This window comes from Mesorhizobium sp. M0904 (assembly GCF_040319475.1).
In the GTDB taxonomy this organism is placed as follows: Bacteria; Pseudomonadota; Alphaproteobacteria; order Rhizobiales; family Rhizobiaceae; genus Mesorhizobium.
Genome location: NZ_JAMYOC010000021.1, coordinates 44,669 through 66,248, shown reverse-complemented (window position 1 = coordinate 66,248; position 21,580 = coordinate 44,669). Strand labels below are relative to the sequence as shown.

21 protein-coding genes are annotated in these 21,580 nt (G+C 60.2%); 17 read left to right on the top strand and 4 right to left on the bottom strand.

Going from position 1 to position 21,580, the window contains the following annotated elements:
- Positions 1 to 82 precede the first annotated feature (82 nt).
- Positions 83 to 1,150, bottom strand: coding sequence for a hemin-degrading factor (locus NKH80_RS21830; RefSeq protein WP_352993401.1), 1,068 nt, complete (start codon positions 1,148 to 1,150; stop codon positions 83 to 85).
- Positions 1,151 to 1,182: 32 nt separating this feature from the next.
- A complete protein-coding gene (gene hemP, locus NKH80_RS21825) occupies positions 1,183 to 1,287 on the bottom strand; it encodes a hemin uptake protein HemP (protein ID WP_352993399.1) in 105 nt (34 codons plus the stop codon).
- A gap of 549 nt (positions 1,288 to 1,836) precedes the next feature.
- Between hemP and NKH80_RS21820 the strand changes: the two genes are divergently transcribed.
- From NKH80_RS21820 to NKH80_RS21740, 17 genes are all read left to right on the top strand, one after another.
- Complete coding sequence (locus tag NKH80_RS21820) at positions 1,837 to 2,157, top strand: HesB/IscA family protein (protein WP_352993397.1); 321 nt, start codon at positions 1,837 to 1,839, stop codon at positions 2,155 to 2,157.
- A gap of 197 nt (positions 2,158 to 2,354) precedes the next feature.
- Complete coding sequence (locus NKH80_RS21815; protein WP_352993480.1) at positions 2,355 to 2,579, top strand: NifU family protein; 225 nt, start codon at positions 2,355 to 2,357, stop codon at positions 2,577 to 2,579.
- 15 nt (positions 2,580 to 2,594) lie between these two features.
- Positions 2,595 to 3,812 (top strand): cysteine desulfurase NifS, encoded by a 1,218-nt coding sequence (gene nifS, locus NKH80_RS21810; RefSeq protein WP_352993395.1) that lies wholly within the window; start codon positions 2,595 to 2,597, stop codon positions 3,810 to 3,812.
- On the top strand, positions 3,809 to 5,017 hold the full coding sequence (gene nifV / locus NKH80_RS21805; protein ID WP_352993393.1) for a homocitrate synthase: 1,209 nt from the start codon (positions 3,809 to 3,811) through the stop codon (positions 5,015 to 5,017). Before nifS ends, nifV begins: the two co-directional genes overlap by 4 nt.
- Positions 5,014 to 5,394 carry a nitrogenase stabilizing/protective protein NifW gene (gene nifW, locus NKH80_RS21800; protein ID WP_352480507.1) on the top strand — a complete coding sequence of 127 codons (381 nt, stop codon included), beginning with the start codon at positions 5,014 to 5,016 and terminating at the stop codon, positions 5,392 to 5,394. The genes nifV and nifW overlap by 4 nt, the downstream gene beginning before the upstream one ends.
- A gap of 187 nt (positions 5,395 to 5,581) precedes the next feature.
- On the top strand, positions 5,582 to 6,433 hold the full coding sequence (locus NKH80_RS21795) for an electron transfer flavoprotein subunit beta/FixA family protein (protein ID WP_352639912.1): 852 nt from the start codon (positions 5,582 to 5,584) through the stop codon (positions 6,431 to 6,433).
- Between the two features lie 18 nt (positions 6,434 to 6,451).
- Positions 6,452 to 7,561, top strand: coding sequence for an electron transfer flavoprotein subunit alpha/FixB family protein (locus NKH80_RS21790; protein ID WP_352457019.1), 1,110 nt, complete (start codon positions 6,452 to 6,454; stop codon positions 7,559 to 7,561).
- Between the two features lie 9 nt (positions 7,562 to 7,570).
- Positions 7,571 to 8,878 (top strand): FAD-binding protein, encoded by a 1,308-nt coding sequence (locus NKH80_RS21785; RefSeq protein WP_352993390.1) that lies wholly within the window; start codon positions 7,571 to 7,573, stop codon positions 8,876 to 8,878.
- Between the two features lie 11 nt (positions 8,879 to 8,889).
- Positions 8,890 to 9,189 carry a ferredoxin family protein gene (locus NKH80_RS21780; RefSeq protein ID WP_352639916.1) on the top strand — a complete coding sequence of 100 codons (300 nt, stop codon included), beginning with the start codon at positions 8,890 to 8,892 and terminating at the stop codon, positions 9,187 to 9,189.
- 181 nt (positions 9,190 to 9,370) lie between these two features.
- The gene (gene nifA, locus NKH80_RS21775) at positions 9,371 to 11,134 is read left to right on the top strand and encodes a nif-specific transcriptional activator NifA (RefSeq protein ID WP_352993387.1); all 1,764 of its coding nucleotides are present in this window, start codon (positions 9,371 to 9,373) and stop codon (positions 11,132 to 11,134) included.
- Positions 11,135 to 11,372: 238 nt separating this feature from the next.
- Positions 11,373 to 12,851, top strand: coding sequence for a nitrogenase cofactor biosynthesis protein NifB (gene nifB / locus NKH80_RS21770; RefSeq protein WP_352993385.1), 1,479 nt, complete (start codon positions 11,373 to 11,375; stop codon positions 12,849 to 12,851).
- On the top strand, positions 12,767 to 13,078 hold the full coding sequence (locus tag NKH80_RS21765) for a 4Fe-4S dicluster domain-containing protein (protein ID WP_245274753.1): 312 nt from the start codon (positions 12,767 to 12,769) through the stop codon (positions 13,076 to 13,078). The genes nifB and NKH80_RS21765 overlap by 85 nt, the downstream gene beginning before the upstream one ends.
- Positions 13,079 to 13,177: 99 nt before the next feature.
- Entirely contained in the window at positions 13,178 to 13,498 is a 321-nt protein-coding gene (locus tag NKH80_RS21760; RefSeq protein WP_352491475.1) for a nitrogen fixation protein NifZ, read from the top strand.
- Positions 13,495 to 13,707, top strand: coding sequence for a putative nitrogen fixation protein NifT (gene nifT / locus NKH80_RS21755; protein ID WP_023678250.1), 213 nt, complete (start codon positions 13,495 to 13,497; stop codon positions 13,705 to 13,707). The genes NKH80_RS21760 and nifT overlap by 4 nt, the downstream gene beginning before the upstream one ends.
- A gap of 37 nt (positions 13,708 to 13,744) precedes the next feature.
- Positions 13,745 to 14,650: an SIR2 family NAD-dependent protein deacylase gene (locus tag NKH80_RS21750; protein WP_352993383.1), complete on the top strand. Its 906-nt coding sequence runs from the start codon at positions 13,745 to 13,747 to the stop codon at positions 14,648 to 14,650.
- Between the two features lie 73 nt (positions 14,651 to 14,723).
- Positions 14,724 to 16,592, top strand: coding sequence for an ABC transporter ATP-binding protein (locus tag NKH80_RS21745; protein ID WP_352978533.1), 1,869 nt, complete (start codon positions 14,724 to 14,726; stop codon positions 16,590 to 16,592).
- Positions 16,592 to 18,487 (top strand): ABC transporter ATP-binding protein, encoded by a 1,896-nt coding sequence (locus NKH80_RS21740; RefSeq protein WP_352993381.1) that lies wholly within the window; start codon positions 16,592 to 16,594, stop codon positions 18,485 to 18,487. The genes NKH80_RS21745 and NKH80_RS21740 overlap by 1 nt, the downstream gene beginning before the upstream one ends.
- A gap of 609 nt (positions 18,488 to 19,096) precedes the next feature.
- Here NKH80_RS21740 and NKH80_RS21735 read toward each other — a convergent pair.
- Complete coding sequence (locus NKH80_RS21735) at positions 19,097 to 20,137, bottom strand: LLM class flavin-dependent oxidoreductase (RefSeq protein ID WP_352993379.1); 1,041 nt, start codon at positions 20,135 to 20,137, stop codon at positions 19,097 to 19,099.
- A gap of 91 nt (positions 20,138 to 20,228) precedes the next feature.
- Positions 20,229 to 21,368: a histidinol-phosphate transaminase gene (gene hisC, locus NKH80_RS21730; protein ID WP_352472406.1), complete on the bottom strand. Its 1,140-nt coding sequence runs from the start codon at positions 21,366 to 21,368 to the stop codon at positions 20,229 to 20,231.
- Positions 21,369 to 21,580: the final 212 nt, after the last annotated feature.

The following is a 21,580-nucleotide window of genomic DNA, read 5'->3' as shown; positions in this document are numbered from 1 at the left end:
TGCGCTACGACCTCGCAGCCGCTGTCGCAACGTGGTGCCGAGTCCTATGGCGGCCGGTTCAATCCGAGGGCCTGTCGGCACTCTACACATCCCTGTAGGTCGGACCGGGAACACGTGGCAGACTCTCGGCCAGAAACCGCCAGTCGCTGCCCTCGCGTTCGCCTTCCTTGCGCCTGCCGAAGAACTGGATGATCATCTTGCCGTCCGCGCCATAGGCTTCAATGGACGTAACGTGACCGTCCCTCGTCGGCTTGCGCACGGCCCAGACCTCGCGGATGAAATGGGTCCTAAGATGCAGATGGAAGGTCTCGTCGAGCACATTGATCCGCGGCCCGATCTGCTTGACCGATCTGATCGGGCCGGAATGGATCTGGATGCAACCACGATTGCCGACAAAGCACATGATCGGCATCTCGTCTTCGGCGGCCTGTTGGAACAGGGCGCCAACGGCATCATTGTCGAGCAGCCAGGCGTTATCCTCGTCGGCCATACGCATCGCCTGGCAGCGGCTGAGCTTCAGTGTCTTCAACATATGATAGAACTGATGCACGTCGCTTAGGCGGCCCCAGTGCTCGCGTAGGTCGTCGACCGTGGCGGCGTGGTCTGGACTCAATGCGTTATCGCGCGCCCCGCTCGCCTCGACCGATATGATCGGCTCCTGGTCGGAGGATACAAGCTCTGCCGTCAGATCCTGATAGGCCTGCAGGTTCGAGGCGGGCCTGAGATGAGCTTTGTGCATCGCCTCGCCGGTGGCATCAAAGAATTGCAGGCTGCGACGGATCTCGGCTCCCTCGCGCTTCTCGACGGCGAAGCCATACGCCCACGCTTTCGGGAAGATGCGCAGGTCGATCTCGTCGCCGAGCAATATGGCATGCTGGTTGCCGGTGACCACTTTGCCGTAGACGCCGATCTTTTGGTGCACGGCACTTTCGTTGCTGGTGACCGCCATCACCTCGCCGACCGCTTCGAGGCCGGTCAGCAGATCATCGATGCGCGGCTCGATGCGCACCGCGCCGTGACCACAATGCGCCGCGACCAACTCGACTTCCGAAATGCCCAATCGAGCGGCGAGATCATGCTCCCGGATTTTCGGATTGTCTTTGCACGCCCGCCGGATTTCGTCGGGCGACGGTTTCTCGCGCTGGTCCATGTCTTACCCCTGCTTCCACCTACGTGTGAGGATCAGCTGCCCTGCCCGGGAATCTTCAGCCGATAAGGCGCGCCGAAATGCTCGATCCTGATCTGCTGCTGGCCCGTGAACAAAGTGTCGCTGGACAGCGTGCGCACGGCGTCGCACCCGCGCGAAAACCGGCGAGCAGGCACATGCCGATGGCAGCATCCCATCGAGCCGGTCGGCGGCTACTGGGCGGTGGTGAGCGAGTGTGGGTGTTGTCGCAATCGGCCAAGCGGGCATTCGGATGCCACGGGCGGCGCTGCTTTGCCAAGCAAGGCGTATCTGACCCAGTCCTGACATGTTGCTCCCTTGCTTCGCCCCATCCATCGCGAGGGCACCCACGGCATGATTGTGGATCGGCATGCTCTTGCCGCCTCGCCAAACGGAGCTTCAAAAACCGTGCCAATTGCGCCGAAGCAAGCTCAGAAGAAGTTCTGTATTTGGTGATGTGAGTTCAACCAAGAACTCAGGCCCAACATCCCTCGTGGCGGACCCGACAAACCCGACAGTACGTGTCCGTTGGCCGACACCTTCGCAGCAATGCACTCACAAGAAGCACGGCAGTGTCAGAGATGCCGCGCTGTGTTGAAACGTTTTTTCGCTTTGGCACGGTGCATGCGACGTGATGCGCAAGCAGGTCCCGGACTGAGGAGAATGGAGCCATGATTACGCTCACCGACAACGCTGTTGCCGCCTTCAAGACTGCTCTTTCCCGCGCCAGCGAGCCGGCGGAAGGCTTTCGCATCATGGTCGAGGCCGGCGGCTGCGCCGGCTTCAAATACTCAATGGGCCTGGAGAGCGTGTCGCGCGAGGGCGACGCGATCACTGACACAGATGGGATCAAGCTGTTCGTGGACGCGGGCTCCCAACCACATGTCGCCGGCATGACCGTTGACTTCCTCACCGGGCTCGAATCTTCCGGCTTTGTCTTCGATAACCCCAATGCGCGCGAGAAGTGCGGCTGCGGCAAGTCCTTCAGTTAAACGCTCGAAGCGCCTATGCGGCCGACGGACTCATTTTGCGGCAGAGGAGACTTATATGGCCGGCACGACAGATGTCCCCGTCCTAAAGAACAAGGAAAACGGATCTCGGGACCGCCATTCGCTTCCGGTAGGATGCAAAGAACGTCGCCTCCCGAAACAGCTCGGTTCCTGGTGGCACCCGAGCTGCTTGCGGACCAATCGCGCCGCTACGCCAAATTCGGCTTATCGATAACGTTGTCGCGTTCGGGCGTCCTTACCTGCGGGCTGACGGCGGCCACTGCGAACTTGTTCATGTGGACGGAGATCCGGTCTGCGTCAAACACTCCGGGCGTCTGCGCGGCTGCCAGTTCAGGCCCATTATCATCAACGGCATGCGCCAGAGGCTCAACGAGTCGGTCTCGCGCTCGCGTCATTCTGGTTAACTGAGGATCGCACCTATGAAGCCTGTCTACCTCGACAACAACGCAACCACACGGGTCGATCCTGAGGTCGTACAAGCGATGTTGCCGTTCTTTAGGGATCAATTCGGCAACCCTTCGTCGGCACACGCTCTTGGCGCCTCAGTCAGTGCGGCGGTGAGAAAGGCGCGGAGGCAGTTGCAAGCGCTGATCGGCGCGGAGTTCGAGGATGAGATCACCTTCACCTCGGGTGGGACAGAAAGCGACAATTCAGCGCTTCTTTCAGCGCTCGAGGCGGCGCCCAACCGAACAGAGATCGTGACGTCCGCGGTCGAGCATCCCGCCGTGCTGACGCTCTGCGCGCATCTTGAGAAGACCCGCCGCGTCAAGGTGCACAGGATCCCGGTGGATTGCCGTGGCCGGCTCGACCTCGACGCCTATATGGCCGCCCTCACCCCACAGGTGGCAATCGTATCGATAATGTGGGCGAACAACGAAACTGGTGTGATCTTCCCCGTGGCCAGCCTTTCGGAGTTGGCCAAGGAAGTGGGCGCCCTATTCCATACCGATGCTGTGCAGGCGGTCGGCAAGCTTCCGATGGACCTCAAGTCGACCGCAATCGACATGCTGTCGCTCTCCGGCCACAAGCTGCACGGGCCGAAAGGGATCGGTGCGCTTTTCGTAAAACGTGGCGTCAACTTCCATTCGCTGATCAAGGGGGGCCACCAAGAACACAACCGGCGTGCTGGCACCGAGAATACGCCCGGCATCGCCGGGCTCGGCACGGCGGCCGAACTCGCGTTGAAATTCATGGACGACGAGACCACACGGGTAAAGTCGCTCCGCGACCGTTTAGAGGACGGAATTCTCCAGCGCATCCCAAGCACCTGTGTCACTGGTGATCCCCTGGAACGGTTGCCCAACACCGCAAACATCTCCTTCGAACATGTCGAAAGTGATGGAATTCCACTCCTCCTCAGCCGCGTGGGCATCGCGTGTTCCTCCGGCTCCGCCTGCACCTCCGGCTCTCTGGAACCGAGCCATGTCCTGAGCGCGATGAAAACGCCACACGCGGCAGTCCGCTTCTCCTTGGCGCGGGACAACGGCGAAGCGGACGTCGACCGGGTGCTCGAGGTCATGCCGGCAATCGTGGAGAAGCTGCGTGGCTTTCCCAGTTCTGGGCCGGGTAAGCGAAGCTCCGAAGACGTTCAATCCGGTCTATGCCTGAGCGGCAGCAGAACAGGCTACCGTTCATGACCCGTCATGTCTTTCTCAACGATACGACCTTGCGCGATGGCGAGCAGGCGCCCGGCGTCGCCTTTACCACGACGGAAAAGCTGGAGATCGCCGAGTCTCTTGCGGCGGCCGGCGTCACAGAGATCGAGATCGGCACGCCGGTCATGGGCGCCGACGAGATCGAAACAATTCGCGCCGTGGTCGCGCGGTGTCTCCCGGTTCGGCTCATGGCCTGGTGCCGGATGACGTCGCTGGATCTCGATGCAGCGATCGAGAGCGGCGTCCACGCCGTCAATCTATCGCTGCCTGCGTCGGACATCCAACTTGCCGCCAAGCTCGGCCTCGATAAGGCGGGAGCGCTCCAGGTCATCGAACATATGGTCAGGCGCGCAGCCGCCGCCGGCTTCTTCGTCGCGGTGGGCTGCGAGGATGCCTCGCGGGCCAATCGGGATCATCTCGCCCGCGTCATCGAGACGGCTGCACGCGCCGGCGCAAGCCGCGTCAGGCTAGCCGACACAGTCGGCGTTCTCGACGCGTTTTCGACCTTCGAACTTGTCGCCCAGCTCGTGGCGCAGTCTCCAATCGACCTTGAATTTCATGCGCACAACGATCTCGGACTTGCTGCCGCCAACACGCTGGCCGCAATCCGCGCAGGCGCGCGCCATGCGTCCGTCACCGTCCTGGGGCTCGGCGAGCGTGCGGGCAATGCCGCGCTGGAAGAGGTGGCCGCCGCGATGGCGGTCTTCGACTGCGCGGATACCGGCATCGAGCTGACCGCATTGCCCGACCTCGCCGCCCAGGTGGCTTGGGCCGCCCGCCGGCAGACCGCGGCCATTAAGCCGGTCGTCGGCGCCGATGTTTTCACCCACGAATCCGGCATTCACGTCGCAGGGCTGCTAAAGGACTCGCGTACTTATCAAGGGCTCGATCCGGCTCTCGTGGGCCGCTGCCGGCGTATCGTCATCGGCAAGCATTCCGGCGCCACTGCGATTGCCCATGTGCTGAGCGAAAGCGGTCGCGATCTCGACCCGGATCTGGCAGCCGCGATGGTGGCCCGCGTCCGGCGCGAGGCGGCCGAGACCAAATCGACCGTCACTGCAACTCAACTGGTCGAGCTCTACGATGGAATGTGCAGCGAGGCATCCCTCGCGGAGCTGTGCGGGTCCAGGTCAGCCGTGCGCGAGCGCACCGACACCACAGGTTTCCGACCAGGGAGAATGCAATGAATTGTTCCGCTGACAGCCGCCCTATCGATGTCACCGACATCCTCGCACGACTGAAGCGCCTGTCGGCTGCGGAGGAGTTCTTCGCAGTCCTTGGCGTCTCCTATGATCCGAAGGTGCTGAATGTCTCGCGGCTCCATATCATGAAGCGCGTGGGCCAATACCTTGCCGAAGAAGATTTCTCCGGTCTGCCCGACCAGGTGATTGCCGCGCGGGTGCGCGCGACGCTCGAACGCGCTTACGAAGACTTCGCGATTTCCTCGCCGCTCTCGCATCGGGTCTTCAAGGTGCTCAAAGACCACGATCCGAACAAACCTGCCACGCCGGGCCGCACCTTTGTCCCGTTCGACTCCGTACTGAAGCGGTTCGGACAGGAATGACCGCGCCACGGGTTGCGACGCGACAATGTCGAGAAGCCGACAAATCCGTCAGCACCACGGCGCCCTCGGAAGCAACCAAGCGAAGTTCTAGGAATAGGGGGCAGCGCAAAACAGTTGGCACGAATGATGCGCTCCAAAGAGATAACCGCCAAGCCCGCATCCGGACAGGAGCCTAGAGAAACCGCCAATGCACATTGTAATCTGCATCAAGCAGGTGCCGGACTCGGCACAGATAAGGGTCCATCCGGTGACGAACACGATCATGCGCCAGGGTGTTCCGACTATCATCAACCCTTACGACCTGTTCGCCCTCGAAGAAGCCCTCAGGCTGCGCGACGCCTATGGTGGCGAAGTCACCGTGCTCACTATGGGTCCGCCCATGGCAGAGGACGCGCTGCGCAAGGCGCTCGGTTACGGCGCCGACCGAGCGGTGCTCTTGACCGACCGCTATTTTGCCGGCTCCGACACGCTGGCGACCTCGTTCGCCCTTTCCCAGGCAATCGCGAAGGTTGGCGAGACGTTCGGCACGCCAGACCTCGTCTTCACTGGCAAGCAGACGATCGATGGCGACACCGCCCAGGTCGGGCCCGGCATCGCCAAGCGCCTCGGACTCCTGCAACTGACCTATGTCGCGAAGATCGCCTCTATTGACCTTGCTGCACGCGAGATCAAGGTCGAGCGCCGCTCCGAAGGCGGCACACAGATGCTGAAGAGCAGGCTCCCTTGCCTCATCACCATGCTGGAAGGCACAAACGAGATCCGCCGGGGCTCGATCCAGGACGCCCTGTGCGCCGCGCGCAGCCTGGTCTTGAAATGGAGTGCGGCCGACGCCGGCATTGAGGATCTCACCAAATGCGGCCTGCGCGGTTCACCAACGGTCGTCAAGCGCGTTTTCGCGCCTCCTGCGCGAGCGGAAAAGGCGGCAAAAATCGACACCGCCGAGATGGCCTTGCGCGATGTCGCTGACGAACTCATCACGGCAATTTTCACCCGCCAGCCGGCATTGGAACATGAGCTCGCCTTCAACGGCGGCGCGTGAGAGGGCAAGGAGCAGACGATGTCGACCGCGAACCGAGAAACCCCTCGCCCTGCCGCCGGCCGTGCCGGCATAAAGAAGGAGCTGCCCGCGCATTTCAAGGACTACCGGCACGTTTGGGTTTTCATCGAGCTCGAACGCGGCCAGGTCCATCCCGTATCATTCGAACTGCTCGGCGAAGGCCGCAAGTTAGCAGACAAGCTTCAGGTCCAGCTTGCGGGCGTCGTGCTTGGACCGCCGGGAGAGGCCATCGGGAACGCCGTTGCCGAAGCGTTCGCTTATGGCGCCGACCTTGTCTACATCGTCGAGGCGCCGCTGCTCGCCGACTATCGGAACGAGCCATTCACCAAGGCGATGACGGATCTGGTCGATACCCACAAACCCGAGATCCTTCTTCTCGGTGCCACCACACTCGGCAGGGATCTTGCCGGCTCCGTGGCGACGACCTTGCAGACAGGGCTCACGGCCGACTGCACCGAACTCGATGTGGATACCGACGGTTCGCTCGCCGCCACCCGTCCGACTTTCGGCGGTTCCTTGTTGTGCACGATCTATACGCTCAATTTCCGCCCCCAGATGGCGACAGTGCGACCGAGGGTCATGCCCATGCCGCAGCGGGCGGATAAACCGGTCGGGCGTGTCATCCGGCACAAGCTCTCGGTAGCCGAGGACGAGATCGTTACCAAAATCCTCGGCTTCCTGCCGGATAGTCAGTCGGCAAAGGCAAATCTTGCCTATGCCGACGTCGTGGTTGCGGGAGGCCTCGGTCTAGGCGCGGCGGAGAACCTGCAGCTTGTGAAGAATCTCGCGCGAGCAATCGGCGCCGAGCACGGCTGTTCGCGCCCGTTGGTCCAGAAGGGCTGGATGCCAGCTGATCGGCAGATCGGCCAAACTGGCAAGACCATCCGGCCGAAGCTTTACATAGCGGCCGGGATTTCCGGCGCCGTCCAGCATCGGGTTGGCGTCGAGGGGGCGGATCTCATCGTGGCCATCAACACCGACCCGAACGCGCCGATTTTCGATTTCGCTCACCTCGGGATCGTCACCGACGCGATCCGCTTCCTGCCCGCACTGACGGAAGCCTTCACCCGGCGGCTGTCGCCCCACAGTCGCGACAAGCTTGCGAGTTAAGGGATGGACATGATTGAGGAACAATTCGACGCCATTGTTATTGGGGCCGGCATGTCCGGAAACGCAGCTGCTTACACCATGGCCAGCCACGGCCTGAAGGTGCTGCAGTTGGAGCGGGGTGAATATCCGGGCTCCAAGAATGTCCAGGGTGCCATCATGTACGCGAACATGCTGGAGAAGATCATCCCGGATTTCCGGGACGATGCGCCTCTCGAGCGGCATTTGGTTGAACAGCGGCTTTGGGTGATGGACGACACATCCCATACCGGGATTCACTATCGGTCGGACGACTTCAATGAGGCGAAGCCCAACCGCTACACGATCATCCGTGCCCAGTTCGATAAATGGTTTTCGCGTAAGGTGCGCGAGGCCGGCGCGACGGTTCTGTGCGAGACGACCGTGACGGAACTCATCCGTGACGCCAAGGACAGGGTGATCGGCGTCCGCACAGACCGGGCCGGCGGAGCCATCTACGCGGACGTGGTCGTCCTCGCAGAAGGTGTCTGCGGACTGCTTGGCACCCGGGCCGGCCTGCGCGAGATGCCGAAGCCGCAAACCGTGGCGCTCGCCGTCAAGGAAATGCATTTCCTGCCCGAAGAGGTCATTGAGCAGCGGTTCGGCCTCAAAGGCGATGAAGGCTGCGTGATCGAGGCGGTGGGCACGACCTCCCGCAGCATGGCCGGGCTCGGCTTCCTCTACACCAACAAGGAGTCTATCTCACTGGGCATTGGCTGCCTCGTCTCCGATTTCGCCGCGATGGTCGAGAGCCCTTACGTCCTCCTCGACGCCCTAAAAAGCCATCCTTCGATCCGGCCGCTGATCGCCGGCTCGGAAGTGAAAGAATATTCCGCGCATCTCATTCCCGAAGGCGGCTACAAGGCTATTCCGCAGCTCTTTGGCGACGGTTGGGTCGTGGTCGGCGATGCCGCGCAACTGAACAACGCCATTCACCGCGAGGGTTCGAACCTCGCCATGACCTCCGGCCGCATCGCGGCTGAGGCAATCATCGAGGTCAGGAGCCGCAACGGTCCTATGACCAAACGGAATCTCGCCCTTTACAAAGCCATGCTGGACAAGTCCTTCGTGGTCAAGGACCTAAGGAAATACAAAGACATGCCGGCCTTGCTCCACACCAATTCCTGCAATTACTTCACGACTTATCCGCGGTTGATGTCGCAAGCCGCGCAGAACTTCATGCGTGTCGACGGCACGCCGAAGATCGAGAAGGAAAAGGCGACCACGGCGGCCTTCATCAAGGCGCGCGCGCGCTGGGGGCTGGTCAGCGACGCGGTCCGCCTCGCATTGGCGTGGCGCTGAGGGGAGACGAAATGACGATCGCAGTGACGAAGTCACGTGTCGAGGACAAGCTTTACCAGAACCGCTACTTGGTGGATTCCGGCCGTCCGCATATCAAAGTGCGACCGCACGAGAGGCCAAGCGCGAACTTGCTCGCGCTGACCCACATCTGCCCGGCGAAATGTTATGAGTTGAACGACAAAGGTCAAGTGGAGATCACTGCCGACGGCTGCATGGAGTGCGGCACCTGCCGGATTTTGTGTGAGACCAGTGGCGAGATCGAGTGGAACTATCCACGCGGCGGTTTCGGAGTCCTCTTCAAATTCGGATGAAGACGCACGCACCGTATCAAGAGGGTCAATCTTGGTACACATGAGGTCGCGACCAACGCCAAGTCTATCTTTGCTTGAATTGCCGCGCCACGAAGAGAAGCTCGTGAATACTGTGCTTTCAGAATTCAGACTCAGACACAAAAGGAGGAGCACTCTGGACGACAACCGCTGAGGTGTTTCCATGGCTCACGTACCGCAAGATCGGGTCGACGAGGTAGCACCTCGGGATACCCGCCCTGAACCGCCCATCAAAAGCATGCCCCAAGCAGATATCGCGCTCAGGGGACTCTACGAGATATCGAAGGTGCTGACCGCCCCCAGCGAGCTGGAGATTACGCTCGCCAATGTCGTGAACATCCTGCCTTCGTTTCTGCAGATGCGTCACGGAGCAATCGTCGTCCTGGACGCTGAAGGAGAGCCGGAGATTGCCGCAACTGCCGGCAATACCCACGCACCTCAATCAGGCACTCGCCGCGTCATACCACAGGCCATAACAGATCAAATCGTCGCTACGGGGACGCCGCTCTTCATACCGGACGTCCGCAAGTCCCAATTATTTCAGGCTGACCTTCAAACGTCTTCGAGCAGCGGGACCATCCCAATTGCCTTTATCGGTATCCCGCTAAAGGCTGATCATAAGATCCTTGGGACATTGTCGATCGACCGCGCCGGAGACGGCGTCACCGACTTTCGCGACGACGAGGACACATACTTCCTGACGATGGTCGCCAACCTTGTCGGCCGGACCATCCGTCTCCATCGCACCCTGAGTACAGATCGTCAGCGGTCTGTCCATGAACAATGGAGACCGGAGAAATCGCCCAACGAGGGGAGGACCTACGACCCTGCCCGGCATGCGGATGCCAAAATCGACGGGATCATCGGGGAAAGCCCCGCACTCAAGCAGGTGCTCGAAACCGTCTCGGTCGTAGCAGGGACCAATTCCACCGTGCTTCTGCGGGGTGAAAGCGGCACCGGCAAGGAATTCTTTGCGCAAGCCATCCATAAGCTCTCACGTCGGAGGAAGAAGTCTTTCGTCAAATTGAACTGCGCCGCACTGTCTGAAAGCGTTCTGGAGTCAGAACTGTTTGGGCATGAAAAGGGCGCTTTCACGGGTGCTATCTCCCAGCGCGCCGGTCGTTTTGAATTGGCAAATGAGGGAACGCTGCTACTTGATGAAATCGGCGAGATTTCGCCGGCCTTTCAAGCCAAGCTGTTGCGTGTCTTGCAGGAAGGCGAGTTGGAGCGAGTCGGCGGCACCAAAACGCTACAGGTCGACGTGCGCCTCATATGCGCCACCAACAAGGACCTCGAGACGGCTGTCATAAAAGGGGAGTTCAGGGCCGACCTTTATTACCGCATCAATGTGGTGCCAATTATTCTGCCTCCGCTCAGAGAGCGACCCGGCGATATTCCACGCCTTGCGAGCGCCTTCCTCAATCGATTCAACAAGGAGAACGATCGCGCACTCGCCTTCGCGCCGTCGGCGCTTGACCTGATCTCGCAATGCTACTTCCCTGGTAACGTCCGCGAGCTGGAGAACTGCGTCCAAAGGACGGCCACACTTGCGCGTTCAAGGACGATCACGCCATCCGATTTCGCCTGCAACAAGAGCCAGTGCCTTTCCTGGCTCCTCTGGAAGCGAGCCGACCGCTCGAATGGCGGCAATGCCATCGACGATCTCGCACGGTTCAACGCAGTGCCGGCCGGATTGCGGCTGCCGGCCAGTCGCATCGGTGCCTCCGCAGGCAAGGTATCTCCCCTTGCGGCCGGCGATCCGAACGATCCCGCTTGTCCCCCGCGTCTGACGGAACGCGACCGGCTGATCGACGCGATGGACAAGGCCGGTTGGGTTCAGGCCAGGGCGGCTCGTATCCTCGGCCTCACGCCGCGGCAAATCGGCTACGCCCTGCGCCGGCATGGCATCGAGGTGAAGAAATTCTAGACGTCGTGATGACGTCAAACGTAAGCCCGGAGTAGTCTCCCTCACACTCTGCGCGCCCAAGGCTGGTAGCCTTCGCGACCCGATTTGCTTGTCCACTGTCGGAAGCCCGACAAAGGTGTGTCGGAGCAATCCGACGGATTCCGACACGAAAGCCAATTCGTGAACCAAAACCGCTCTTTGAGCTGGCATAGCTCTTGCGGTTTGAACTGCGACATTCACCCAGCAACGGAGCCGTTCGATGTCCGCACCGGCAATTTCGCTTGAGAGCCTCAGCACGACACTCGATGACCAGTTGCTTGCCACCGTGAAAGCCGGTGGCTGCGCGTCTTCGTCCTGCGGCTCGTCGATAAAGCCGGACGACACGGATCCGGCTGTCTGGGACAAGATCAAGGATCACCCCTGCTTTTCAGAAGAGGCGCATCACTATTTCGCGCGCATGCACGTCGCGGTCGCGCCCGGCTGCAATATCCAATGCAACTACTGCAATCGCAAATATAACTGCGCCAACGAAAGCCGGCCTGGGGTGGTCTCCGAAAAGCTGACGCCCGACCAGGCGCTACGCAAGGTGATCGCGGTCGCCAACGAGGTGCCGCAGCTTTCCGTGCTCGGCATCGCCGGACCTGGCGATGCCTGTTACGACTGGAAGAAGACGAAGGCAACGTTCGAACGAGTCGCCAGGGAAATCCCAGACATCAAGTTTTGCATCTCCACGAATGGGCTCGCGCTGCCGGACCATGTCGAGGAGCTTGCCGACATGAATGTCGATCACGTGACGATCACCATCAACATGGTCGACCCTGAGGTCGGTGCAAAGATCTATCCTTGGATCTTTTACGACCATCGCCGCTACGTCGGCATCGAAGCCGCCCGGATCCTGCACGAGCGGCAGATGTTGGGCCTGGAGATGCTGACCGCGCGCGGCATCCTCACCAAAATCAATTCGGTGATGATCCCCGGCGTGAACGATGAGCATCTGATCGAGGTGAATAGATGGGTCAAGGAGCGAGGCGCGTTCCTGCACAACCTCATGCCGCTGATTTCGGACCCGGCGCACGGCACGCACTACGGACTGAGCGGGCAACGCGGCCCAAACGCAATGGAGATGAAGGCTCTTCAGGATCGTGTCGAAGGCGGCGCCCAGTTGATGCGCCACTGCCGGCAGTGCCGGGCAGATGCCGTCGGCCTGCTCGGTGAGGATCGTGGCCAGGAATTCACAGTCGACCGAATTCCCGGCGAGGTCACCTACGATGCCAGCAATCGCAAGGCCTATCGGGAGCTGGTCGCGGAGGAGCGCCGTGATCACGTGGCGGCTAGGAGAGAAGCGATCGGATTGATCAAGGCAGCGAGCCCCGGCAAGTCCCTTCTCTTCGCGGTGGCGACCAAGGGCGGCGGCCGCGTCAATGAACATTTCGGCCATGCGAAGGAATTCCAGGTTTACGAAGCCTCGCCGAGAGGGATCAGCTTTGTCGGGCATCGCAAGGTCGAGCAGTATTGTCTCGGCGGCTGGGGCGCAGAGGCCACCCTGGATGGCGTCATCGCTGCGCTTGAGGGCATAGATGTCGTGCTGTGCGCCAAGATCGGAAACTGCCCGCAGGATCAGCTCGCCGACGCTGGAATCCAAGCCACCGACGCATATGCCCACGACTATATCGAAACCGCAATCAGCGCGATTTACGCGGCCGCGTCTGGGACCCCCGCACTCGCGGCGACGGCCTGAGCGCGTCTCATCCATTCGGACCAGGAGTTAAAATGGCTTTCAAGATCATCGCATCCCAATGCACCCAATGCGGCGCCTGCGAATTCGAGTGTCCCTCCGGCGCGATCAAGTTCAAAGGCGAGAGCTATGTGATCGAGCCGCAAAAGTGCACCGAGTGCGAGGGGGTCTTCGATGCGCAGCAATGTGCCTCGGTATGCCCGGTGCCGAAGACCTGCGTTCCTGCGTGACGAACATTGGGCTGCCGACATGGTCGGGGATGCCTTCGCAGGACGCCTGGAACGCCTTTGTTCACAATCTGCAGCCTCAAGAGAAATCAGGGAACGGACATGTCGCTCGGACGCGAAGAGGAGGTCGAAATCCGCAGGCCTCCACGATTCATGCCGGGAGAGCGGGTACGTGCCACTCGCCACATAAAAAATGACGGCACCTATCCTGGCAGGGAGATCGGCGAAAATCTCGTGCGGAAGGGCGACGAGGGATATGTGCGCGACATTGGCACCTTTCTCCAGCAGTTCTTCATCTATGCGGTCGAATGGATCGACCGTGGCACCGTCGTCGGCATGCGAGCGCGTGAACTGATGAGCCTCGACAAAGCCGAGGCGCCCTGCAGCGCTGAAAACAATACCAATGAAGGGACGGCCAGATGAAAGTCATGATCCGCAGGACCGATGCTGGCTTGTCGGCGTATGTCCCCAAAAAGGACCTCGAAGAGCCGATCATCAAGCTCGAGAAGGAAGAGTTGTGGGGCGGAACTGTGACGCTCAGGAACGGGTGGCGGCTCCTCCTACCCGATCTTCCACGGGATACGCGTCTGCCGATCACCGTCGAGGCAAGGAAGGTTTCCGAAGAGGACTGATGCTGCCCCTTGATAGGTGCGTCGCGAGGAAACGAGCATGAACACCATCCTGACAGCGGGCCACCTCGTCATCGTGCGGGACAGTTTTGCCGAAAAGCTGCTTGACCTGGCGAAGGAAGCGCTCGCCGCCGATGAGGTGATCCCCTATCTCGGTCCGGGTCTTCTTGGGTTCAACTGTGCGGAACCGCCTGTGCCGCATACGCCGGAGGTCGTTGCCGCGGCACTCAATGCGCGGGCGCCAGCCCCTTCCAGGATCCGCACCAATATGTGGTCGGTTGCGCAGTTCATCGAACAGCGCCGGCATCGCCGGACGCTGCAAGCTTGGATGACCGACATATTCGCAGCGCCGGTGGCGCCGACCCTCCTCCACGCCTGGCTCGCAAGGCTGCCGCTCTCCCTCATCGTCGACAGCTGGTACGACGGCGCGATGCGCACGGCTCTCGTAGAGACCGGCCGAACGGACGTCGTTGAGATACAGGGCGTCACGCGGGCGAACGAAATCGGTAACATTTGGACGAAAACCTACGATTTGTCCGGGAGGGAACTCGACCCCCGATCGGGGGCCAAGACGGTTCTCTATACGCCTCACGGGAGTATTAGGCCGGCGCAAAACTTTCTCGTCGCAGATTCCGACTATGTCGAAGTTCTGACCGAAATCGATATCCAGACACCGATCCCAGACGTGGTGAAGGAACGGCGCATCACCCGTGGATTTTTCTTCGTTGGCTGCCGCTTCAACGATCAGATGCTGCGCACCTACGCCAGGCAGATCATGAAGCGCTCCCGAGGTCCATATTGCGCGGTAATGGACGCGGAAACGCTGACCAGAAACGAAGCGCGTTTCCTTGCGGCAAGCGGAATCACGGTGATCGACATGCCAGTAAGTGAAGCCGCGGCTCGGCTTATAGGAACGCGCCCTGCTGCAGGTGGTGGACAGGATTAACAATGGCGGGCCCCTTTGATGATTGGTCCTTCGGCTTGCCTCGAAGGCGCAAAATGCAGTCGGGAATACACCCGTGAGCAGTGATGCTATCGGCAGCGCAACGAACGCTCTGAATTCGTTGACCCATGTGGAAGCGGCGCGCTGGGGCCGGGATTTGAGTACGCTGTTGCGCATCACGCGGATGAATTTGCGGCATCCCTGGCAGGTCGCCTTCGCTATGGGCTCGACGATCATGGCGGCAATCCTCCAGTTGCTCATTCCCCAGCTGCTCGGCCGGGCTGTCGACCAGACCCAGACAGCCATCGGGGGCGGTGTCGCGGGGACCGCGGCAGGACAAGCGCTCTGGACCCCGGCTCTCCTGCTGCTCGCCGTCAGCGCGCTACGCGGCCTTTTCACGATGGCGCAGAACTATTTTGCCGAAGCCGTCGGGCATCATGTCGCGTACGAACTGCGGCTCGCCTACTACGACAAGATCCAGCGTCTCAGCTTTTCCTTTCACGACCGGGTCCATTCAGGCGATCTGATCACCATCGGAATGCTCGATCTCCAAGGCGTGCGGATGTATTTTTCCACCGCGCTCGTTCGCGTGGTCCTGCTCACCATGCTGATCGGGATCGGCGCCTACATGATGATCTCGACCGATCCCATGCTCGGCCTGGTCGCGCTGAGCTTCGTGCCTTTTGTCGCCTGGCGCTCATCGGCCACACAGCTTAGGCTGCGCGCCACCTGGCTCGACCTGCATGAGCGGCTTTCGGTACTAAGCCGCGTGATGGAGGAAAACCTCGCAGGGATCCGCGTGGTCCGCGCTTTTGCGGCTCAAGCCTATGAGATGCAGAAGTTCGACGGCGCTTCCAAGAACGCGCTCGACCTCGCCAACGACCGCGTTGACATCTACGTGCCCAGCACGTCGGCGATGACCCTGTCCTTCTTTTTCGCAATGGGATTGGTGCTCTGGATCGGTGGCAGCAAGCTCGTCGCTGGCGAGATCAGCGTCGGAACGGTGGCGACCTTCCTGACCTTCATGACAATCCTGCAAATGCCAGTCCGCCAGATCGGCCTCATGGTCAATGCATTTGCCCGCGCTTCTAGCTGCGGTTCGCGGCTTTTCGGTCTCCTCGACCAGGAGATCACAATCAGGGATGCTCTCGAGGCCAGACCGCTCGAGATAAGCGACGGCACTCTGCGCTTCCACAATGTCTCGTTTGCGTACCCCAGCGCCGAAAACCGCGCCATTCTGAAGAACCTCAGCTTTGAGGCCCGTAGAGGCGAGACGATCGCGATCGTCGGTCCGCCGGGTTCGGGCAAATCGACGATGGCTCATCTGGTCCCCCGCTTTTACGACGTGACCGGTGGCGCCATCACTTTGGACGGCCAGGACATTCGTAATGTCACCCTCGCGACGCTTCGCAAGGCGGTCGCCGTCGTACAGCAGGATGCATTCCTATTCACCACCACGATCGAGAACAACATCGCTTATGGCGATCCCTGGGCGAAGAGACAGCGAATCGAACGCGCTGGCGAATTTGCCCAGCTCCACAACTACATCCTCGGGCTCCCAGCAGGCTACGAGACGGTCGTGGGCGAACGCGGCGTCTCTCTCTCTGGCGGCCAGCGCCAGCGTCTCACGATTGCTCGCACCATGATGCTGCGCCCCTCCGTCGTCGTTTTCGACGACTCAACGGCCGCGATCGATGCCGGCACCGAGCAGCGCATCCGCGCGGCGATGCGGCGCTTCGCCAAGGATCGGGTGACGATCATCATCGCGCACCGGCTGAGTGCGCTTATGCATGCCGATCAGATCCTTTTTGTCGATAACGGCGAAATCGTAGAACGCGGCACGCATCAAGAGCTTTTGGAGAAGCGGGGACGCTACAGGGCCCTTTACGATCTCCAGACGCGCCCGGGTGATGACATTATGACCCAGTATGGGGGCGCCCGCTGATGGCGCAGGGCCGCGCCGGCGAACTCGAAGCCGAACGTGACGACCGCAGACGCCCTCCGCGCGCGGTTGTCGGCTCGCACCGCATCGAGGAGGAGATGTTCGGCCGGGCTTTCGACAAGAGCATCCTCCGGCGCATCTGGGCCTTCGTCCGTCCCTATCGTGCCAGGGTAGTCATCACGATTGCAGCAATGCTGATCTTCACCGGGACGCAGCTTCTCATCCCGTTGATCATCCGCTACGCGATCGACCAGGGCATGAACCCGGCAAGGACCGATCGCTCAGCCCAGCTTGCGGCCGTCGGCGCGTTCGTTTTGGCGATTTTGGTCAATTTCGCTGCCGGCTACATGCAGGAAACCGTGGTTGGGAAAGTGGCCGAAACTGTCCTGTTCGACATCCGCCGCGCCATGTTTGGCCATCTGCAGAAGGTTTCGCTCTCCTTCATGGACAAGACCGAGGTCGGACGCCTCATGTCGCGCCTGCAAGGCGACGTCAACTCCATACAGGAATTCCTCGAAACCTCGGTATATTCCGTAGGCGATGTTGCGCTTCTCTTCGGCATCGTTTTCGTAATGCTGTCGCTCGACTTCCGCCTCGGCCTCCTGACGCTCTCGGTTCTGCCGGTCCTGGTGATCGTCCGCATTGTCTGGCTGCCGCGTGCCCGCGAAGCCTTCATGGCTGCACACGAGACTAATTCCGTCGTCAACGGCGCGCTGGCCGAAGCCATTCACGGCGTGCGCACCGTCCAGTCCATGGACCGCCAGCAGGTGAATTCCCTTCTTTTTGAGGACAAGGCCCATGCCAACCTGAGGACCCACCTGATCGCTGCCAAATATGCACTGGTCATGGTGCCTATCGTCGATGGCCTCACCGGCCTCGCCATGGCCGCCGTTATTGTGGTCGGCGGCTCGATGGTCATGAATGGCCGCATAGATGTGGGCGTATTGGTTGCCTACCTATTTTACATCCAGCGCTTCTTTGACCCGATCCGCTCACTCACCCTGCAATATTCGATCATGCAGCGCGCCATGGCCTCAGGCAAGCGCCTGACGGATGTGCTCGACGTCAAGATCGATGTTCAGGACAAACCCAATGCCAAGGTGCTTTCGCCCGAAATGGACGGCTCGGTCGAGTTCAGGGACGTCAGCTTCGGCTACAATCCCAAGTGTCCGGTGCTGAAAAATGTCTCCTTCCGGGTCAATCCCGGCGAGACGGTCGCACTGGTCGGGCCGAGCGGTTCTGGCAAATCGAGCGCGATGGCCCTGGTCCACCGCTTCTATGATGTTCAGCAGGGCCAAGTGCTGGTCGGCGGACATGATGTGCGCGATCTCACCCAGGAATCGCTCGGCCGCCAGGTCGCCATGGTGCTGCAGGAGCCGTTCCTGTTCACCGGGACGGTCTTCGAGAACATTCGATACCACAAGACGGAAGCCACGCGCGACAAGGTGATCGAGGCCGCCAAGGCGGTCGGCGCCCACGACTTCATAATGAGCCTCGCCGACGGGTATGAGACCCAACTTGGCGAACGCGGCGACAACTTATCTCTCGGCCAGCGCCAGCTTATCAGTTTCGCCCGCGCCCTCGTCGCCGACGCCAAGATCCTCGTGCTCGACGAAGCTACCGCCAACATCGACAGCTACACGGAAATGCAGATTCAGAAGGCTCTGATAAAGCTGCTTGAAGGGCGCACTGGCCTCGTCATCGCCCACCGTCTTGCCACGATCCGGGGTGCCGACCGTATCATCGTGCTTCAGAATGGCCAAGTTATTGCGACTGGCAACCACGATCAGCTAATAGCCATGGGGGGCCTGTATTCCAAACTCTACAATCTCAACTACGCCTCCTTTGACGATATTCCAGAACACGATACGACCGTACAAGCCGGCTCCCAGACCTGACGTCTTGGCGGCCTTGTGGTACTGACATTGAGTTCGGGCGTGCCGGCGGACACTCAGGCCGCCGCAGACGAGGAAGCAGGCAGCATTCATGCAAAGCACTCGCGCGGATCGTGAAGACCGGCTGCGAACGATTTCCTCCAGCGTCGTTATCCGACCGCGGTGCACGCCGCGACATCGGGCGAACTCGCTCCAGGTGGTGTCGCTCGGCGTAGCAAAGCCGCTCGCGAGCGCGCCCTCAACAGCGCCGTAGCGAGTGACGGCTTTGCTACCGCCGAGCCGCTGATGAAGCTGGATGCGGGAGCCGCCACCGGCGCCGCCCCGGTCGAGAAGAACCTCTTGCGGCGGGCTATGGGCAACGACTAGCGCGAGCGCGACGAGCAGATGCGTGCCGGCATCGTGACGCGCTCGGCCATCATCTCCTTAGGATCGTGCAGTCTCACACCGTGCCCAGATGCCGGCCAACGCACAAACCTGGTAATCTGTGCCGCCGGCTCGTCGTCAGTTTGGCCTCCCTCACGATTTCCCAATCCCCACCACGTGCACGCTCGAGCAATGTGAGGGAGCGCTGTTACAACGATTTACCTTCGGATCAGACCGCGAATTTCATGGTCAGCCAAGTCGAGCCATGATTTCGGATTGAATGGTCGTCGCGGTGTACAGGGAAGCATCTAGCGGCAGATTTCCAAATGCCAGTTGACAAAGCAGGTAGTTGGCACCTGCCTCTTCCAACTGATCTAACAGAGCTTTTCGCACAGATTCTGCTGATCCTACCACACACAATTCACGCTCTATTGCCGCATCGAAGGTCAGCGGCAGGTTTGGTGGAGTCGGGATGGCATTAAGGTCGTAAAGGAATTGGAAGCTCTTGAGCCATCGATCGTAAGCAGGTGCCGCGATCGAATACGCGTCTGTTTCAGAACGCCCAACCACGACCATGCGGAGCAATCCAATAAATGGCGCTTGATCGCCCGCGCCAGCGTTGTCCTCTCGATAGGCGCGGAACGCATCAGTAGTTTTGCGAACAGAAGAGGAAGGTCCTACACACGCGATATTTGCTCCATTCGCAGCGGCCCAGGCTGCGGACTCGGGTCGATTGGCGGCGACCCATGTCGGCGGATGTGGACGCTGATGAGGTCTTAGCGTCAAAGGAACGTCATTGAGCTCAAAATGGCGTCCTTGATAGCACAGCGTGCCAACCTTCATGGCATTAACAAGTATTTCAACAAGAATTTCGCTGGCTTCCGCATAGCGGCCCGGCACCGCGTCCGCACCAATCCCGAAGTAACCCAATTCGATCGGGAGAGCACCGCGCCCTATGCCCAGTTCGAGCCTGCCACCGCTCAACTGGTCCAGCATACAGATCTCTTCGAACGCACGCAGCGGATGATAAAGCGCAAGCAGCATCACCAAGGGTCCGAGACGCAGGCGCCGGGTGCGCTGGGCGACGCTCGATAAGAACAGATTCGGCGATGGGCCTCTCCCATGGGGGGTACAGTGGTGCTCTGCGAGATGATAGGCATAGAACCCTAGCTGATCGCACGCCTCTGCTAATATCAGGCGATCTTCGTACTGCCGGGCGATATCGAGGCCGTCCTCGTCCAGATGATCGAAGATGCCGAAGGCTAGGTTTGAAGGAAAGACGTTTGTCACTCGATATTGTCCCCGATTTTAAAGAAAAATGTTGTCGTGCTTGGGTGACCAAGCAAGTCTAAAGATAGCAATGTGTGATATCGGATTAGCGTCAGCGTACCGAACGAGCAGAGCCTGACGCTCCCCTGCCCGTGGTGCTTGGTATGTTTAAGCTTCCAACTATATCGCGAGCGGCAGCAAGAAATGCATCCAATTGCTCTTTTGTGCCGATGCTGACGCGGATGCAATGTTCCAAACCATTGTCCGGAAAGTAGGCAACGAGTATCTTTTGCCTTTCCAAGGCCGCTTGCCACCATGAGCCGTCCTGTCCCGCTGGCACACGGGCTAGCAAGAAATTTGCGTGGGAGGGCGTTACGGAAAATCCAAGTTGCGACAGTGCGGCTGTCACTCGCTGTCGTTCATGTCTGATGTGCTTGTGGTTCTCTGCGTAGGCGCCGCGATGCGCAAGCACGCTGATACCAACCGCATGCCCAATCACGTTCATGTTGAAGACGTTCTGGATGTTGCGCAGCCTGCCAATAATCTCAGGGTGACCGAAACCGAAACCGACGCGAATGCCGGCGGCGGCATAGCTCTTCGAAAATGTTCTCAAGATCAGAAGGTTCGAATAACGGTTGATGAGGCGCAGCCCGTGATCGGGTGCAAAGTCGACGTAGGCCTCATCAAGGACGACCAGGCGATCCGATTGTGCCACGAGGCGTTCGATATTGCTTATCGAGAGGAATGTTCCGGTCGGATTGTTTGGATTGGCCACCAGAATGAACTTGGCGTCTTTTGCCGGACCGGAAAGCAATTGCTCCATTGGCAGCGAATGAGTTTGACATCCGATCTCGAGAAACTCAGCACCATGCAACATGGCAAGTTTGCGGTTGAACGAAAACCCTGGCGATATCATCGCCACCTTGTCGCCAGGGGCGAGGAAAGCTCTGTAGATGAGTCCGAGCAGTTCAGACGACCCGTTGCCTGCGATGACCTGATCCGTGGATACGCCATAGGTATTGGACGCTGCTTCCCTCAAGCTGATGTTATCGTCGTCCGGATACAGATACTGGCGCTGGAGGGCCGCCACTGCACTTTGCATTATGATTGGCGGCAACGGAAACGGGTTCTCATTCGTATTCAGCTTGACAAAACTTCTGTCCGGCGCTGGTCCGTTGGACGGCAGAGCATCTAACTGTCGCGTCCCTTGCGGAAGAGACGAAAGCACAGCTTGCAGTTTTGCATCGGACATATTTTATCTCCGTTTCAGTCGCACAGGGCATCCGTATGAGCTCGCAACGAGAGCAACATGGCGGACGGATTGACGATGGCAGCGTCGCCTTTCACAAGATGGTCGCAACGCCGGCTGCCACGACGGGAATTCGGCCAGGCTGTCCTCGGTCGGATCGACTTGACGCGGACGCGGATCTGCATCCCTGCGCGGGCCAAGCCGCTAAGCGGTCT

Bases quoted from the DNA above. Each gene is read 5' to 3' on its own strand.
- NKH80_RS21760 (WP_352491475.1), top strand. From the start codon at position 13,178: ATGTCGCTCGGACGCGAAGAGGAGGTCGAAATCCGCAGGCCTCCACGA.
- NKH80_RS21780 (WP_352639916.1), top strand. From the start codon at position 8,890: ATGACGATCGCAGTGACGAAGTCACGTGTCGAGGACAAGCTTTACCAG.
- NKH80_RS21820 (WP_352993397.1), top strand. From the start codon at position 1,837: ATGATTACGCTCACCGACAACGCTGTTGCCGCCTTCAAGACTGCTCTT.
- nifB (WP_352993385.1), top strand. From the start codon at position 11,373: ATGTCCGCACCGGCAATTTCGCTTGAGAGCCTCAGCACGACACTCGAT.
- NKH80_RS21740 (WP_352993381.1), top strand. From the start codon at position 16,592: ATGGCGCAGGGCCGCGCCGGCGAACTCGAAGCCGAACGTGACGACCGC.
- nifW (WP_352480507.1), top strand. From the start codon at position 5,014: ATGAATTGTTCCGCTGACAGCCGCCCTATCGATGTCACCGACATCCTC.
- NKH80_RS21750 (WP_352993383.1), top strand. From the start codon at position 13,745: ATGAACACCATCCTGACAGCGGGCCACCTCGTCATCGTGCGGGACAGT.
- nifS (WP_352993395.1), top strand. From the start codon at position 2,595: ATGAAGCCTGTCTACCTCGACAACAACGCAACCACACGGGTCGATCCT.
- NKH80_RS21830 (WP_352993401.1), bottom strand. From the start codon at position 1,150: ATGGACCAGCGCGAGAAACCGTCGCCCGACGAAATCCGGCGGGCGTGC.
- nifT (WP_023678250.1), top strand. From the start codon at position 13,495: ATGAAAGTCATGATCCGCAGGACCGATGCTGGCTTGTCGGCGTATGTC.
- nifV (WP_352993393.1), top strand. From the start codon at position 3,809: ATGACCCGTCATGTCTTTCTCAACGATACGACCTTGCGCGATGGCGAG.
- NKH80_RS21790 (WP_352457019.1), top strand. From the start codon at position 6,452: ATGTCGACCGCGAACCGAGAAACCCCTCGCCCTGCCGCCGGCCGTGCC.
- NKH80_RS21795 (WP_352639912.1), top strand. From the start codon at position 5,582: ATGCACATTGTAATCTGCATCAAGCAGGTGCCGGACTCGGCACAGATA.
- nifA (WP_352993387.1), top strand. From the start codon at position 9,371: ATGGCTCACGTACCGCAAGATCGGGTCGACGAGGTAGCACCTCGGGAT.
- NKH80_RS21785 (WP_352993390.1), top strand. From the start codon at position 7,571: ATGATTGAGGAACAATTCGACGCCATTGTTATTGGGGCCGGCATGTCC.
- hisC (WP_352472406.1), bottom strand. From the start codon at position 21,368: ATGTCCGATGCAAAACTGCAAGCTGTGCTTTCGTCTCTTCCGCAAGGG.